This is a genomic window from [Limnothrix rosea] IAM M-220 (assembly GCF_001904615.1).
Lineage (GTDB): Bacteria > Cyanobacteriota > Cyanobacteriia > Cyanobacteriales > MRBY01 > MRBY01.
In genome coordinates this window covers 1-15,588 of the sequence record NZ_MRBY01000038.1, presented here as the reverse complement: position 1 = coordinate 15,588, position 15,588 = coordinate 1, and the positions used below count along the sequence as shown (strand labels likewise).

Genomic DNA, 15,588 nt, shown 5'->3' with positions numbered 1-15,588 from the left:
TTCTTGTAATGGTTAAGAAAAAGTTAGGCTCGGTAGGGTGATGTGAGAAGGGCGATCGCCTATCAAAAACTTTCCGACCCAAATTTATACAATAGTCATTAACTGTTGAGCTAAATAATTTTCTAAATAAACTTGCATAGAAATCCCTTCTTTTTCCGCTTCACTCTCTAACTTTCGAATGATCCAAACAGGTAAATTCAATTCTACTTTTTTCTTTTCTCTATTCGGTCGTCTAGCTGTTGAGAAATCCAAAAACTCCGTCATATCCTCACCAGCTTCAAATTTTGCATCAAACTCTTCAGCTTTCATACCATCTCATCTCATTAATGCGGGAACGACGTACAGAAATAATTCTAATATTATCTAATCGGTAAGTAATTACGGCTGTCCAATATTTATCTTTGATCTTGCCAATAACCAAAAATCGCGGTTCATTGTCGCTTGTCCCCCTAATTTGAATTAATTCATTATCATCCCAGAGTACTTGAGCTTCGATGAAATCTAGACCGTGTTTTTGTTTGTTAGTCTGGCTTTTGTTTTCATCAAACTCAAAACTTTGATTGTTAGGCATCCGTGATTTCTTTATGACCCCCTATATTTTAGCCTGCTCATAATTTTATGACGCTATTGAATTTTAGAATTCTCCCTAACTTTGTGGGAAACTTGAGAGTATGCCGAAGCAAAGTTATGGAGCTATTCCCAAAGGGCGATCTCGGTCGTTATTATTTGCCCTGCTGGATTTTGCCAATGATTCCCTTGATGCGGATGAAGAGCAAATTGATCGGCTGCGGAGCCAAATCGAAACGCAATGGCAATCTTCCGAGCGATTAGTCGTACGAACGAAATTACGCTATCTGCAAACGTTATCGCGATTGGCTACACCGGACATACCGTTAACTTTGCCGCAAATTAAAACGGCGCTCAAGCATTTCACTAATTTTCTCGAAATTCTTGAGGACAATCGCACCATTACGCGCGGCTCGGAAAATTGGCATTTTACGCTAACCTTTTGGGGCGATCGCTGGGATCGTGAGTACAATTTAGGGTGTTTTGAGCGGGTTTGGGAAAGTCGGCGTTCTGGTGGTGTGGCTCCCGAAAAAACGTTAATCTCTGGTGTAGAAAAAAAGGGCGATCGCCGCAATTGGTACAGAATTTGTCGAGATGGACTGAATACTCGTCTTACCAGTAATCCCCTGACTGCGGGTGATGGCATGGAGTTTGATCTGGGGGATTTGTATGTGCCTTTAGGTGTGGTGAAAAATAGTTTTTCTGATAGTAATGCTGAAGAAGAAATTGAATTTATTAGCTATACACCACAATCATTTGTTGAGAATTACCGAGGGTCTACGGAACCCCAAAGATTCGCAATTATTGGTGAGCCGGGAACAGGAAAAACGACTTTTTTACAGCAATTGGCATTGCATCTCAGCGACACTGAAATTTGCTTGCCTGTGTGGATTTCTTTAGCGGATCTAGAGGGGCGATCGCTAGAGGATTATTTAACAACCACTTGGCTTAGAAAGGTTTTAAAACAGTTTATTATCGAGCCAGAAATACTCCACGAATTTGTGGGATTAATTGCACAAGGTCGTGTTTGGTTATTATTAGATGCCCTCGATGAAATGGGTGATACTTCGAGTCGGGCAGCGGCAAATTTAGAGCGGGAATGTCAGGGTTGGCTCGGTAATGCCCATATTGTTTTGACCTGTCGTAATACGGTGTGGCACTCAGGAAAAAATGCCCTTGCCTATTTTGAAAGTTATCGTTGCCAAAGTTTTGGGGCTGATAATAACCAAATTTCATGCTTTGTTCGGCAATGGTTTCAACACAATCTACCACTGGGCGATCGCCTTTTAGAAGAACTATATCGCGCAGTCAATCATCGCATTCATTCGGTGGTTGCCCATCCTTTATATTTAACGCTATTGTGTCGAATATGGCAGCTTACCCAAGGTAAATTACCGACAACTAAGGCAATTTTATATCGGCAATTTGTAACGGCTTTTTATGAGTGGAAACAAGATGCTTTTCCGACGACTCGTATTCAACAAAAAAATCTCAATCAAGCCTTAGCCCAATTAGCGTTACAAGGGATGCAAGATTATCCCCAACGGTTTCGGTTTCGGCAGCGGGAAATTGAACAATGCTTTGATCGAATTAATCCTGATTTGTTGACTCTTGCATTGCAGTTAGGTTGGCTTGATGTGGTGGGTCACTCTGAAACAACGGGGGAAAAAATTTACGGGTTCTATCACCAAACCTTTCAAGAGTATTTTGCTGCAACGGCGATCGCCCAATGGCAGGATTTTATTCAGCTCGATATTAACGGAAAAATATACCGTCCAATTTTTGACTATAGCTGGCAAGAAATCATTTTGTTGTGGTTAGGGCGAGAGGATATTGCAACGGCAGAAAAAGAAGATTTTTTAGAAATATTATGGACTTGGCAAGATGCCTGTGGCGGATTTTATGACCTTAAAGCGATTTGTTTGGTGGGTAAAGGATTAGCCGAATTTTCTGATTTTTCTAGGGCAAAAGCTGTTATTCAAACATTAGTACAATGGCGTTTTGAAACTCCGCAAAATGCCCCCATATTACCCACTCCCATCGTCGAGCAAGCAGGTATTGCCCTATCCCGCAGCGATCGCCAACTGACGGTTCCTGCCCTCGAAACTTTTTTAGACCAAACCGAAAATCCCTTTGATCAATGGCTTGCTGCCCATAGCCTCGGCAAAAATCACGATCCTGCTAATAAAAAGGCGATCGCCACCCTAGAGAAATTATTGCAAAAAGATATTGATGTATCGGTAAAACTAAATCTCTGTCGGAGTTTGGGATTAATCGAGCCGAATAATGAAACGGTTTTGCAAACATTGACGCACCTGCTCAAAACAGAATCAAACATTAGTATTCTGCGTAAAGCGGCGTTACGATTGGGAAGATTGCAGCCCAATCATCCCCTTGCCGTGCAAACCCTTGAAAGGCTCCTCGAAAAAGCTACTGATACACACCAACGCGGTAATATTCTCGATACTTTAGCCCTAATTGCGCCCCAAAATACGGCGGTTGAAACCCATGTAAAACCAACAATTACTAAAGCGAAATCCCCTAGGGCAAAATCCCGCAAAATCAAACAAAAATCCCCTAAAGAATTACAATTTGCAACTGAAACAATCCTAAGAAAATTAGAGGCGGATTTGCCCCTCCATAAACGTATTTCTCTAATTGTAAAACTTTCAAATTATGACCCACCTCACCCCATCATTATTCCGAGTCTGATCGAAGGTTTGGCGATCGCCCGGCGTAAAGCCACTTTAAAGCTCATCGTTGAAACCCTAGATAACTTGGTGGCAACAAGTCAATTACCGGAAATCTTGCCCCCAATACGCGACATTTACCTCAATCCTAAAACCCCTGCCCCCGGCCAAAGAGCCTGCTACAAACTGCTGTGGGAATGGTCGAAGGAGCTAGATTACGACAAGTTTTTACACCTCTGGCATCTGAAAAATTAGTGTCTAAGGATTAATGCTCTGTCCGAAATAGGTGAGCCACTGCCGTTGCAACAGGAAGCTCAGGAGCAATGCCGTCAAGCCAAAAATGATCAAACTTTCACCACAGGCAAGGAAAAAGGGTACAAAATTCTGGGCGATCGCCGACCCGGCATCCACGAGGGCTAAACCTCGCACCAAAGTAAACGCAAAGACAACGCCAGCATTAAGTTGAGGATTTTTGTCTTGGCGAATGGCATAGCGGTAGACCAAGGCGAATAATGCACCAGAAAACCCGACAATTACAGTATTTACGCACAGCGTTAAAGTGGCCATGCTTGAGGTCAAGGTTAACGACAAACCCTCAAACCCAAACACAAAAACGCGGCGCAAAATCAAGATCATGAAGCTGATAAATCCCGCAGATATTCCGCCAATAACGGCAGCTTTTAGGGAGGCGATACGTTCGGCAGCGGTAAAGGGAGAATCAGCAGTCATAGGGCAGCGGCGTAAATTTGCATTGATACATTGGCATTAGGTTGTGATCATAGCTATTTTGAACCGTAAAACGGTTGCCTTGTTATAAGCTTGATGGGTGATTTTTCGTTGTATTTATCCGAAACGCTGACACTCCATGACTCCCATTATTGAACCTATCGATCTGTTTCAACTTGCATCGGGCGATCGCCTTGCCATTCAAGTGTATAAATTTCGGGGGCAAAATTCGGGTAAAAAAGTCTATATTCAGGCGAATCTCCACGGCTGTGAAATTGTTGGTAATGCCGTCGTGCATCGGTTAATCGAATATTTGAGTGATGTGCCACAGGAGGCGATCGCCGGAGAAATCTGGATTGTACCCACCTGTAATCCCCTCGCCACCAACCAACGGGGTCATTTCTATGCCACGGGCGGGTTTCATGCCTACAGCGGCGAAGATTGGAATCGGATTTTTTGGGAATATGAGCCAACAAAAGCAGCGTTAACCCACTTTGTCCAACAGCATTTTGAGAGTAGTGAAGGGGCGATCGCCCAAGCCTACCGTGGGCAAATTTTAGCCGCGTTTAAACAGGAATTAGCAAAACAAGAACGTCCCTGCGGTGTATCTGTACCAGAACTCTTTCGCAGCAAATTGCAAAGCCTCTGTCTCGATGCCGACTATCTCATTGATATCCACAGCTCTAGCAATGACGGTCTCGACTTTACTTACTATTTCCCGAACCGTGAAACCGAGGCCGGATGGTTGGGATTTGACTACGCTATTCTGCTCGAACAAGGCGGCGACTATGCCTTTGATGAAGCATTTCTTTGGCCGTGGATTGAGCTAGAAAAAGCCTTTACCAAAGCCGGGCGAGAGCTGCGTTTACCCATAGATGGCTTCACTTTAGAACTCGGTAGTGGCATGAAAATGTGCCCGGAATCTATCGCGCGAGGCTTAGCCGGAATTAAAAATTATCTCGCTCACCGGGGCATCCTCTCTACTGAAACACCCCAGCCCAGCCAAACGAAATGTTTATCTAGCAAAAATATCACCCGCTACCGCGCTACCGTCGGCGGCATGGTCGGCGATCGCCTCCCCCTTGGCAGTCCGGTTAAAACAGGCGAAAAACTCTATGAAATTCTTAGTTTTAATCGTCAGGGAAAAATGCCAGAAGTACTCACCATAAACTCAATGATAGACGGCATTGTCTGGGATCATGCCATTAGTGAATCCGCCAATCAAGGAGAATATGTCATGTCAGTTTTAGCGATCAATTAAGGAGAGTTGGAGAGGCGATCGCCTATGACTCTTAGTTGCATCTGAGCCTTTGAAGAATTTCAGCAGTATCTAATATTAAAGCTGACCACTCAGGGGTAGGGCGATCGCCATTGATTTTCCAGCGTTTTAGAAACATATCCCGGTTAATAATATTTGCCCCTAAAGATTCTTTATAAGGTATCGGCATCCCCAGATCCCAAAAGGCAAAACCACTTTCATCTAAGATTTTTCCTAAGAGTGCAAGCTGCACAGAACCGGAACCATTTTGAGTATGAAACCCCGCCAAACTTGAGTAAATAGCACCTGTTGTATAACCAATTTCTCCCGCAACAACATTATCGCCATCGTAAATTTCAATAGAGTGAAATGAGACTCCAGACATTGGATTTTGATGCAGAGCTATGAGAGCATCGCATAACGGTTTAATTAGCCAAGTATCAGGATGGTAGTGAATTTTTATCCGTCGTAGACACTCAGAAAAATCTCGATTAACGTAAAAAGTTAGCGTGCGGGCATAACGCTTAAGTTTGCGAGAAATATGTAAATTCTCAAAATCTAAAATACACCGCTTTTGATGGGATTTAATTAATAAAATTGGTCTGCCTTGGGCTATTTCTCCCATGGGCATATAGCCATGCTGACAAGCCTCTGCAACAAAGCTCGGTTCTAGATCTAACGCAACACAAAATTCACCATTGCGATGTTCGACTAATTGCGGCACGTGAGGTAAAAGTCCTCGGTCGAGAATTACTGGATACCAACCATCAATCCATTTCATTAGCGACTGTCTCAATCCTCTATTTTGAACCTTTTGATAACTGGTAAAAGGCGATCGCCCTTCCTCTTAATTTACTTCAGTAGAATGAATGTAGCGTTTGTCGTTGAGATAAAACACAATGGTCGCAACACCAGTCAAAGTAGATATCCCAAAGCCAGTGGGAGAGAAACGGGTCGCGTTTCATGGCCTCAGTTGGGATGACTATCTCCAAATTTTTAATGCGCTTCCCCAAGACCGTCATTCTCGTCTCTCATTTAGCGATGGAACTCTAGAAATCACCGTGCCTTTAGAAGATCATGAATTTGCCCTACGTCTAATTGAACTGTTCATTCGACTGCTTGTCCTTGAGATGGGATTGAAAATGAAAACGATGGGTTCAACGACCATGAATCGTCAGGATATAAAAAAAGGTGCGGAACCAGACTGTGCATATTACATTCAAAATCAGCCTAAAGTTACTGGGCGCAATGTTGATTTTGATAGAGATTCACCACCAGATCTAATTGTAGAGGTAGATATCACCAATACGGATGTCAACAAAAATAAGCTTTACGCAACAATGGGTGTGCCGGAATTTTGGCGTTATGACGGCGCAACCTTACGCATATTCACTCTCCAAAATGGTGAGTACCAAGAGCGTGAAATAAGTCCACTATTTCCAATTATTCAAAAAGAAGATTTATATAATTTTCTCGCTGAGGCAATGGAAGATGAAACGGCGGCGATGCAAAACTTTCAAGCGTTTTTGAAAGAGAAAATCAAAGATTAGTACGACAGTAGAAGGCGATCGCCGACTTGCCATAATGTTTATCTTTGATTTTTTTGAGACCTTCTAACTCAATGGGTTGCCAGAGCTTGGGGTCATACTCCACAGCCATTTCTCCGTCGGGATTGAGTAAATCTAGAGCAATAACTTTTTCGAGAACAGCATCGTAAAATTTTGCGGCGTAGGGCGGATCAAAATAAATCAGATCAAAGCGATCGCCCCCCAGAGCTTCCATACGTTTCAAGACATCGCCTTTGAGCACTTGAAAAGACTGATGTTCCTTGGTCACTTTCTGCCAATTTTCATTAATAATGCGGCAGCCACGGGGATTTTTCTCAATGCCAACTGCTTTCATTGCCCCACGACATAAAGCTTCTGCCCCCATCGACCCAGAACCCGCACAAAGATCCAGCCACACACAGCCCTGCACTTGACCCTGCCAAATATTAAAAATAGCCTCCCGCACCTTCGCTAAAGTGGGACGGGTTTGCTCCCCTGCAAGGGTTTTTATTTGTCGATTTCCGTAAATACGCATGGTGGAATTTTACCGCGCCGACACAAATCGCTCCGAGGCGATCGCCCGCAATTTTTCCACATCTTCTTTCCGTGACACCGAGAGGGGAACCGTATTTTTGATTTGCTGAATGAGACTGCCTGTCGCCAGCACTTTTTGTTCGTAAAGCGATTGATAAAGTCCCGCAATAATGACCTGCTCAATCTCTGCACCACTAAAACCCTGAGCAGCCGTAACGAGCGCTTTTAGATTAAAACTTTTGATATCTTGGCGATGACGTTTTAGGTGAATAGTAAAAATGGCAGCCCGCTCCTGAGCATTCGGTAAATCCACAAAAAAGATCTCGTCAAAACGCCCCTTACGCAACAATTCCGGCGGTAACTGCAACAGATCATTCGCCGTGGCCACCACAAAAACCTCTTGGGATTTTTCCTGAAGCCACGTTAAAAATGACCCAAATAACCGCAAACTTAAGCCACCATCGCCATCACTGCCGCCGCCAAAACTTTTTTCGATTTCATCAATCCACAACACCGTTGGAGCCATGGATTCTGCCAGTTTGATCGCCTGTCGAAAATTCTTTTCCGACTCCCCTACATATTTGTTGTAAAGTCGCCCTGCATCCAGCTTCAGTAACGGTAAATGCCACTGTTGGGCGATGGTTTTTGCTGCGAGGGATTTGCCACAACCCTGTACTCCTACGATTAAAATGCCCTTCGGTGAGGGTAAATTTACTTCCCGTGCCGCCGCACTAAAGCCAGCTTTTGCCTGACTGAGCCACCGTTTTAACCCCCCAAAGCCACCGAGTATCGCTTTATTTTCCTCAGCGGCATAGAGTTCCAATAATGATTCTTCTTTGAGGATCTGTGCCTTGCGGTGAATTACTTTGAGGATGTCTTCGCGGTTGAGCTCCCCGTCAATTAACGCTGCGTAGGCGATCGCCTGCCGAGCCTGCTTGAGGGTCATCCCAGAGAGAGCATGGACAAAATCATTCAGATCTTCCCCCCGTAAATTAATTTTGAGGCGATACCGATGTTTCAGCTCGCGCATCACCTCCGACAAAGTTTGATAAAGTTCGTCCTCATCCGGCAAACCCAACTCAAAATACACCGCATCGTGGGCAATACTTTTCGGGAGGGTGACCGACTCTCCAGTCAGCACAAAGGCCGAATTCATTAGACCATAGGCATTTGCGAGATCTCGCAGCTCCCGTAATACCTTCGGATCGTCGAGATAAGTGGCAAAATCCTTCAGCCAAAAAATCCCAGCCCGTTCCATGCCCCGAATATATTTCAGGGCATCGAGGGCTTCCACTGTATTGTCAAAGGGGACAGCTTGGTTAACCGATGGGCGGGCATATTCATTGGTGCGGGGGGCATATTTTGTGCCGGGCGTTGCAGCTAAACCAAGATTGGTTGTCCATTCAAACAGAGGCATTTGTAGCTCTTCCGTCACTGCTTTGATCAAGTCTAAAACGCGTTCTTCTTCGACCGTTTCGATGACGATAATCGGGTGGAACGAACTGATAAATGTTTTCAGACCATGGATATTCTTGAGCAGACTCATCGCAGCGGGGCTTTACCCTAAATAAATGTTTTTGGATATCAAAAGATTTGCATCGGAAAATTTAAATTAGCAAATTCAAATTAGGAAATTCAAGTTAGGAAATTTAAGCGAGAAAATTCAAATTAGAAATATCCATTAACCTCAGTTCGGGTTAAGGAATGATCTGAATGCCTTGAAGACACGGGGACATTGGGATAGGGGGAGACACGGAGAAGGGGAGACACGGAGAACCTACGAAGGTCTGTGTTTTCTGACACCTAGAATCTAGAATTGTTTGAATGAAAAATCGCCCCATCCCTCGCCCTCCCTTTCGCCGCGTCGTCATTCCAGACCATGCTTAAACCGAACTCCGGTTCCATTAGAGATAGTTTTGATAGATCGAACGTAGTGCTGCTGGGGTTTTGGCGTTATAGATGCTGGCTTCAACAGTTTGTAAGGCGTGGAGACTGGCAACCCGTTGAATTTCGGTAAACAATATTGTTGCATCTTTGGGAAATTTGATATCTAGTCCGTGGCGAATTTGGTTCAGTAAAGCCCGGCGTACTCCTTTGTCAATGCCTTTTTTTTCTAGCTTATTAAACTTGACCATAGTTGTTTTGCTCGATATGAACGAAGTGAAAAGCCGTACTGTCCTTGATATTACAATGGACTTTTTGCGGCAGATTATGTTGTAACTATGATTTAATTAAATTCAAAATTTTTTGAATTGTTCACTCTAAGATTTTTGTTTGGTAAATAAACCAAGGCTATTGAGATAAACAGCGCCGACTGAAACGAGAAATAAAAGATAGGCGATCGCCTGGGCGAGATAAAGGGTTTGACGGTAGCCAAACAGGGTTTTGAGGACGATACCGGGAAATTGTTTATCGGGTAGAAGCTCTGACCAATCCCACACTTGCATCCCTAAGACACAGGATGGCGCAGGGGAAATACAGAGGGCTTGGTACTGCGGTTGAATCTGGGCAAAAGCCGCTAAACCCACATCCACATGCTTTAGGACTCCCACCACTAATCCGGCAATAATGAGCAGCAGAAACACGCCCATAATTTGAAAAAAGGCGCGGATATTAATGCGGATGCCGAGGGCAAATAAGGCGACTCCCATGAACATCGCTACTGATAAACCACCGACTGCACCAAGACTGGGCATGAGCCAACCCGATTGGAATTGCGCCACGATAAATACAACGGTTTCGAAGCCCTCCCGTAGCACTGCGATAAAAATGAGCCAAAAGACTGCCCAGCCAGCGGTTTCGGTTTCCGCAAGTGCCGCTTGAATTGCGCCCTCTACTTCGGATTTGAGGGATTTTGCTTGGCGGGTCATCCAAATTAACATCCAGCTCAACATGGCGATCGCCACAATGCCAAAGCTCCCTTCGAGGATCTGCTTAAACACAGGTGTATAGGGACTATCACCCGCCGAGACCCCAGACAAAATCCCCCACAAACCCCAACCCACTAAAACACTGGCTGCCACTCCCGCCGCCACACCGCCATAAACCCAAGTTTTGAGCTGGGATTCTTCTGCTTTGTAGAGGCAAGCTAAAACAATGCCCACTACTAAAGCCGCTTCAAATCCTTCCCGCAACGTAATAAAAAAAGTTGGTAAGGCTGCACTAATATCCATCAATTTTCACCGGCAAGATCACAGGGTTTGATCCTAAAAGATTTTGCCAAAGAACGCAGCCCGATCTGCATAAGTTCTGCCCATGATGACGATATATGTAATGGGCACTGTGGCGATCGCCGCCATGGCCTTTTCCGGTGATTCGGACCCCAAGCAAAAAAGGCATTTATCTATTTTACCTATTGCTAAATTGCGTTGAATCACGCCCTATACTCACCCCTAAAACTCATATAGTTCATAACTTTCATCTGAAGGCTAGAACCCATCAGGGAATCTCGATAAACTGCTTATTAGGGCGCTTAGTGTTGATTCGTATCTTTTGCCATTGCCACAAATCCATGTCGCTCACCCATCTATATTTGAATTTTTGTCATGACCAATAGTCTTTACCTTAAGCTTTGTGTTTGGCTCTGTCAGCAGGCTGGAAAGCCGCCCCTAAGGGTATTAGACCAGACCATTTTGGTGGAAGCATTACAAGGGAAAAGGCTCAATGAGATGGAGATACTGGGTTTTTCCCCGAACTATATTGGTCGTGTTGTTGCGCCGAACCTATGGAAAACTCTCGGTGACTGTTGCGGGCAGCGGGTGGGGATTCGTCGCCTACAGTTGGTCTTAAAGGAGCGGTATGCCCAGCTTACGCCCAGTGAGCGCTCGGAGGTCGCGGCCGTAGAAATCTTGGTGAGCTTAGATGATGACGATAGTGAGAAACAAAAGATTGGCGATACACCCGAAGCTCCAAGGCTATATGCCAGTAGTCTTCCCTTGCCTGCTGTCACTAACCCAATTTACAATCACGATTCTACCCTAGCGACTTTAAAGCATCTTCTCAAAGAAAATTACCATAGTCTAACGTTCGTCTATGGGGCGGGGGGCGTTGGTAAAACATCGTTGGTGAGCCATCTTTTGACTGAGCTTGTGTCCTTGCCTGTGGTTTGGTGTAATTTGGGCGAACAGCAATCCTTTGCAGACAGTATCGAATTTATTCGCAGTTTCTGGCCGTTTCCCATAACGGTAGATGGGGCGATCGCCTCCCTTTGCCAGTACCTACAAGAGCACCCTGTGGTGTTGGTCTTTGATCAGTGGGAGCTATTATTTGCCGAGGGGGAGCTATCGGGCACTTACCAATCGCAATATGCAAAATATCAAGAACTGTTAGGGCAGTTGGCGCGTTATCCCTTAGCTGGTCAAGTTTTGGTGCTTACCCATGAGATTGCTCCGTCCATGGAATGTCTCAGTGCAGAAGAAGATCTGGTGGCGAGTGTGCGTGTTCCAGAGCTAAACCATGAGGCTGCTAAAAAGATTTTGCGGGAATATGGGTTACAGGACCCGGCGCTATGGCTGGATTTTGTGCGTACCTATAAGGGAAATCCTCTGAAATTAAGATTGCTCTGTAACGATATTCGGGAATGGCATGGCGGTTCTATTCAAGCTTTCAATCAGCAAAATACGATTATTGGTGGGGACACTCTACGGGATATTTTGCGTCAGTTGACTGACCCTGTGACGGATTTGGAACGGCAAATCTTGAACTGGCTAATGCTTTGGGGGAAGCCGATCACTCTGCCGCAGCTACAGGACTCTTTTGTGAATGAGGTGACATTCTCGACGGAGGTTTGGGATGTGACCCGTTCTCTGGAGCGACGGTTTTTATTGGATAAAAGTGCGAGTGCTGAGTTGCCTGTTTTAATGTTGCAGCCTTCGATCCATCGGTATTTAATGCAGGAGTTTGTGCAGGGGTGTTGTGGGGAACTGGGGGCGGCGATCGCCGCTGGTTATGACCCGACGCAATTGAAATTATTAGGGGACTATCGATTAGTGATGCATCAGGCTATGGTTTTAAACCGTGAATCCATCGCCCCAGTGGTGCTCGCGATTCTGAAAGGTTTACGCAAAGAAAGTGGCAGTTGCGATCGCCTGCGGGCTCACCTAGAGCAATTAAAATTAGCAACACAGAAAAATCCTGAGTTGTGTCAATTTCACGGTGCATCTAATGTCATGGCGCTTTACGAAGCCGCCGAATGCTTGATAGAACAACAATAATGTAGTTGTCATAATTAAAAAAATCCTGTCTCACCTTGATTTCCTCGTGATGTGGAGGAGCCTCCGATGACCAGTGGCACGCCTTGTTACTGTATTAACCCCAATTGTTCTGATCGACAAAATTATTTTGGTTTTCAGCAAAAAGACTGTCGGGCATGTGGGACACCTTTGGTTGTGCAGCCCCATAATCTCTTGCTGCGCGAACCGCTCTATGGCTTTATGGAGGAAGGAACAAATAGTGAAATTTTTGCTGTTGAAAGTTTAGGGTTTTCTGGGTCAGATTATCCGCAGCTAATTAAGATTTTACGGCCGAATACTGGGGCGATCGCCGCGCGACTGTTCCAACAGGAAGGCGAACTATTACAACAGTTGCGGGGTTATGCTGTACCGCGTGTTCAGGCGCAGCCTTATTTTCAGGTTCCGCTGTCTAGTGCCCATGGCCAGCCCCGTCACCGTGATTTGCATTGCCTCCTCATGGAAAAAATCGCGGGGCAATCCCTAGATCATGTTATTCAACAAGGCCTCATTTCGACAGCTCAGGCGATCGACTGGTTGCGTCAGTTGGCGCAGCTTCTCTTCACCATCCATCGCCATAATATTATTCATCGCGATATTAAACCCGCGAACCTTGTCGTGCGGGAAAAAGCTGGATTTCCTTACGGTGAACTGGTTTTAATCGATTTTGGCACAGCACGGCGCAGTACACCCACCTACGTCGAGAAGGTTGCCGGCGATCGCGCCATGACGAGGATCGTGTCCGCTGGTTATGCCGCCCCAGAACAATGTGCCGGAAAATATACCTTTAAATCCGATTTGTTTGCCGCTGGTCGTACCATCATGCACTTGATGACGGGTATTCACCCCGCTGCTGAAGATTATGACACCCTAAACTGGCAAGAACTGGTTCCCCAGAAAGCGTTACGGCAATTACTTTTGCGCTTAACGCAACCGCAACCCCATCAACGCCTGAAAAGTGCCGCGGCTCTCCGGGATGAAATGAGTCGTCTATTAAAGATCATTGATGCCCACCCGGTACGAGCTTGGTTGAGTCTCCATCAACGTCATCTAAAAAAAAATATGGCGATCGCCTGTGGATTTGCTCTAATGATTCCCCTCGGTTTTCGGGCGCATATGATGTGGCGATCGCCCTCTAAACTTAGGGATACCGCCGCAGAAGCCTATCGTGCCAAAGATTATGAAAGAGCTTTACGATTTTTTTCGCTGCTGAAACGCAAAAATAACGAAGATTATAATGCCCTTGCAACCCACGGTATGGCTCGGTCATTAGAAGCCCTCGCCCATGATGAGGCGGCCATCGAAAAGTATCAAACGGCGATCGTCCTTGGCAATCCTCAAAATGATGTGTCCTGTTTAGCTGCCACAGACTTAGGTCATCTATTTTTGCAGCAAGGCAAGCTCACAGAGGGCGCAACCTATTTAACTCAAGGATTAAACTGCAGTAGCCACACTAAAACAAAAGCCGCGGCTTTACGCAATCTAGCAGCTCTTTATCACCAGACAGGTCAAGTCGATGAAGCTCAAAAACACCTATTGGATTCACTGGAACTCATTAACGATCACCCTACGGGAGTCTGCTTGCAAACATTATTCAATGGACAACAATCAACCACAGTAAAAACAAAATCTGCGATTGATTGTCTAAGTTGAAAGTGAAACTAAAATAACGAGCTCATGTGCCCTTTGGCATCAAGGGGAGAGGAACAACCATTAGCGAAGTAAGAACCTGTAATTTGCTGTCGTTGGGCAATGAGAGCTGATGAGAAAAATAGGAGAACCGCTAAAAACCAAAATAGATCATGCTTAAGATTCATAATTTGCGACCATTGAATGCTTCTACTGATTCATCGTGTGATTGGCCGTATCTTATGCAGATTTTTCTGAAAAAACTGAGTTTTTTGTGAATTTTGTGATGTAGCTGACGAACCGAAGAGGCGCTATGAGCTTTAAAGTAACCTGAGTTCGGGTTAAAAGAGTGTGTCATGGTGGCACAGTGGACAGCAGCGAAGGTGGTGGGGAGATCTCCTCAGCTCATAAGTTTGGACAAAAATGCTGTGAGAATAATATCAATATTCCCTGTGTCTCCGAGTCTCCGAGTCCTCACATCTCCTTGTCATCCCCTGAGGTTCAAAACAGTCAATCAATAGGCGATAAAACAACCAAAGCTTTATTACGTTACCAAGAACACACCGACTAGACAGTCAGCAAAGAACATTATGGCAAAGTCAGTTCGGGTTAAGTACTAGCCTGAATGTCTCCAAGAAACGGGAGATACAGAGAGAGGGAGAAATGGAGAATTAATCGAAATTTACATGTTTTGATACCTATGGTTGTTTGTGGGCATAAAAAATCCCCCCTCACTCACTCTCCCCTTCGCTGCATCGTCATGCTGAACCTTCCTTAAACCGAACTCAGGTTATGGTAATGACAATGGCCTCAATGCTTGGCACTACGCTTTTTTTCGATAGCTCAAGCTAAACCGAACTAAATTTTTTTGAGCACTTGCCATAGCCAATGGCGAGGATTCTGGGAAATTTTGGTGGCTTGTTTTTCGAGGCGATATAGCTCGCGTGCCGACCAACCTTGTAAGAGTTTTTGACTATGCCATACACTGACGGCGCAGGTATAGGCAACACATAGCACTAACGCCAAAGCTGCGAGGGGATTGTAAGCTAAACCGTAGCGTAAACTTGCCCAGGTTAAATGATCGCGCCACAATACAAATTCTGCTCGTAAAGCCCATGCGGCATAGGTTCCACAGGTGAGCCAAAGGCCTACAACCATTGACCAACGGCTAATAATGATCGCTCGCATTAACTTTGTCGCGAGGGGACTAGGCGGTTTGTGTAATTCTTGGTTTTGGCGATCGCCCAGGTCCATATCCAGTGATGTTCCCATGTGAAGTTAGTGGTCTATAGCCCTATTTTAACTTTCGAATTTAATCCCAAAGCGACTAATTTTTGGCTCTCCGGGAATGAGTATGCTGAAGTAGTAAAAGCAATGTCGTTGAAACGATGGTTCCATTACTAACCCAG

The 15,588-nt window shown here is 45.1% G+C and carries 14 protein-coding genes; 5 read left to right on the top strand and 9 right to left on the bottom strand.

All coding sequences use genetic code 11. From position 1 onward, the window contains the following. Positions 1-84: 84 nt before the first annotated feature. Together brnA and NIES208_RS13700 are read right to left on the bottom strand one after the other, a co-directional pair. Positions 85-309, bottom strand: a complete 225-nt coding sequence (gene brnA, locus NIES208_RS13705) for a type II toxin-antitoxin system BrnA family antitoxin (RefSeq protein ID WP_075893552.1) — start codon at positions 307-309, stop codon at positions 85-87. After that, on the bottom strand, positions 299-571 hold the full coding sequence (locus NIES208_RS13700) for a BrnT family toxin (RefSeq protein ID WP_075893551.1): 273 nt from the start codon (positions 569-571) through the stop codon (positions 299-301). Before NIES208_RS13700 ends, brnA begins: the two co-directional genes overlap by 11 nt. A 100-nt stretch (positions 572-671) precedes the next feature. Here NIES208_RS13700 and NIES208_RS13695 point away from each other — a divergent pair, with 100 nt between their 5' ends. Next, positions 672-3,512, top strand: a complete 2,841-nt coding sequence (locus NIES208_RS13695) for an NACHT domain-containing protein (RefSeq protein ID WP_075893550.1) — start codon at positions 672-674, stop codon at positions 3,510-3,512. 3 nt (positions 3,513-3,515) lie between these two features. Here NIES208_RS13695 and NIES208_RS13690 read toward each other — a convergent pair whose 3' ends face one another. Continuing rightward, positions 3,516-3,986, bottom strand: coding sequence for a hypothetical protein (locus NIES208_RS13690; protein WP_075893549.1), 471 nt, complete (start codon positions 3,984-3,986; stop codon positions 3,516-3,518). A 136-nt stretch (positions 3,987-4,122) separates the two neighbouring features. Here NIES208_RS13690 and NIES208_RS13685 point away from each other — a divergent pair, with 136 nt between their 5' ends. After that, the gene (locus tag NIES208_RS13685) at positions 4,123-5,244 is read left to right on the top strand and encodes a succinylglutamate desuccinylase/aspartoacylase family protein (RefSeq protein WP_075893548.1); all 1,122 of its coding nucleotides are present in this window, start codon (positions 4,123-4,125) and stop codon (positions 5,242-5,244) included. Positions 5,245-5,275: 31 nt separating this feature from the next. Here the strand turns inward: NIES208_RS13685 and NIES208_RS13680 are convergent, their stop codons facing one another. Continuing rightward, a complete protein-coding gene (locus tag NIES208_RS13680; RefSeq protein WP_075893547.1) occupies positions 5,276-6,022 on the bottom strand; it encodes a leucyl/phenylalanyl-tRNA--protein transferase in 747 nt (248 codons plus the stop codon). Between the two features lie 118 nt (positions 6,023-6,140). Between NIES208_RS13680 and NIES208_RS13675 the strand changes: the two genes are divergently transcribed. Then, positions 6,141-6,791 (top strand): Uma2 family endonuclease, encoded by a 651-nt coding sequence (locus NIES208_RS13675; protein WP_075893546.1) that lies wholly within the window; start codon positions 6,141-6,143, stop codon positions 6,789-6,791. Here the strand turns inward: NIES208_RS13675 and rsmD are convergent. The 4 genes from rsmD to NIES208_RS13655 form a co-directional block, all read right to left on the bottom strand. Continuing rightward, positions 6,781-7,323, bottom strand: coding sequence for a 16S rRNA (guanine(966)-N(2))-methyltransferase RsmD (gene rsmD, locus NIES208_RS13670; protein WP_075893545.1), 543 nt, complete (start codon positions 7,321-7,323; stop codon positions 6,781-6,783). The two genes, NIES208_RS13675 and rsmD, sit on opposite strands and share 11 nt — an antisense overlap. A gap of 9 nt (positions 7,324-7,332) precedes the next feature. Continuing rightward, on the bottom strand, positions 7,333-8,868 hold the full coding sequence (locus NIES208_RS13665; RefSeq protein ID WP_075893544.1) for an AAA family ATPase: 1,536 nt from the start codon (positions 8,866-8,868) through the stop codon (positions 7,333-7,335). Positions 8,869-9,226: 358 nt separating this feature from the next. Then, positions 9,227-9,457, bottom strand: coding sequence for a hypothetical protein (locus NIES208_RS13660; RefSeq protein ID WP_075893543.1), 231 nt, complete (start codon positions 9,455-9,457; stop codon positions 9,227-9,229). 126 nt (positions 9,458-9,583) lie between these two features. Beyond that, on the bottom strand, positions 9,584-10,495 hold the full coding sequence (locus NIES208_RS13655; RefSeq protein WP_075893542.1) for an FTR1 family iron permease: 912 nt from the start codon (positions 10,493-10,495) through the stop codon (positions 9,584-9,586). 372 nt (positions 10,496-10,867) lie between these two features. Here NIES208_RS13655 and NIES208_RS13650 point away from each other — a divergent pair, with 372 nt between their 5' ends. Beyond that, positions 10,868-12,535: an ATP-binding protein gene (locus NIES208_RS13650; RefSeq protein WP_139325069.1), complete on the top strand. Its 1,668-nt coding sequence runs from the start codon at positions 10,868-10,870 to the stop codon at positions 12,533-12,535. A gap of 66 nt (positions 12,536-12,601) precedes the next feature. Next, positions 12,602-14,203, top strand: coding sequence for a protein kinase domain-containing protein (locus NIES208_RS13645; protein ID WP_075893540.1), 1,602 nt, complete (start codon positions 12,602-12,604; stop codon positions 14,201-14,203). A gap of 834 nt (positions 14,204-15,037) precedes the next feature. Here NIES208_RS13645 and NIES208_RS13640 read toward each other — a convergent pair. Further along, positions 15,038-15,451 carry a hypothetical protein gene (locus tag NIES208_RS13640; protein ID WP_225875314.1) on the bottom strand — a complete coding sequence of 138 codons (414 nt, stop codon included), beginning with the start codon at positions 15,449-15,451 and terminating at the stop codon, positions 15,038-15,040. Between the last annotated feature and the right edge of the window lie 137 nt (positions 15,452-15,588).

Excerpts from the sequence above, each read along its gene's own strand:
- NIES208_RS13655 (WP_075893542.1), bottom strand. The coding sequence starts at position 10,495 with ATGGATATTAGTGCAGCCTTACCAACTTTTTTTATTACGTTGCGGGAA.
- brnA (WP_075893552.1), bottom strand. The coding sequence starts at position 309 with ATGAAAGCTGAAGAGTTTGATGCAAAATTTGAAGCTGGTGAGGATATG.
- NIES208_RS13645 (WP_075893540.1), top strand. The coding sequence starts at position 12,602 with ATGACCAGTGGCACGCCTTGTTACTGTATTAACCCCAATTGTTCTGAT.
- NIES208_RS13640 (WP_225875314.1), bottom strand. The coding sequence starts at position 15,451 with ATGGGAACATCACTGGATATGGACCTGGGCGATCGCCAAAACCAAGAA.
- rsmD (WP_075893545.1), bottom strand. The coding sequence starts at position 7,323 with ATGCGTATTTACGGAAATCGACAAATAAAAACCCTTGCAGGGGAGCAA.
- NIES208_RS13665 (WP_075893544.1), bottom strand. The coding sequence starts at position 8,868 with ATGAGTCTGCTCAAGAATATCCATGGTCTGAAAACATTTATCAGTTCG.
- NIES208_RS13685 (WP_075893548.1), top strand. The coding sequence starts at position 4,123 with ATGACTCCCATTATTGAACCTATCGATCTGTTTCAACTTGCATCGGGC.
- NIES208_RS13700 (WP_075893551.1), bottom strand. The coding sequence starts at position 571 with ATGCCTAACAATCAAAGTTTTGAGTTTGATGAAAACAAAAGCCAGACT.
- NIES208_RS13695 (WP_075893550.1), top strand. The coding sequence starts at position 672 with ATGCCGAAGCAAAGTTATGGAGCTATTCCCAAAGGGCGATCTCGGTCG.
- NIES208_RS13660 (WP_075893543.1), bottom strand. The coding sequence starts at position 9,457 with ATGGTCAAGTTTAATAAGCTAGAAAAAAAAGGCATTGACAAAGGAGTA.
- NIES208_RS13675 (WP_075893546.1), top strand. The coding sequence starts at position 6,141 with ATGGTCGCAACACCAGTCAAAGTAGATATCCCAAAGCCAGTGGGAGAG.
- NIES208_RS13650 (WP_139325069.1), top strand. The coding sequence starts at position 10,868 with ATGACCAATAGTCTTTACCTTAAGCTTTGTGTTTGGCTCTGTCAGCAG.
- NIES208_RS13680 (WP_075893547.1), bottom strand. The coding sequence starts at position 6,022 with ATGAAATGGATTGATGGTTGGTATCCAGTAATTCTCGACCGAGGACTT.
- NIES208_RS13690 (WP_075893549.1), bottom strand. The coding sequence starts at position 3,986 with ATGACTGCTGATTCTCCCTTTACCGCTGCCGAACGTATCGCCTCCCTA.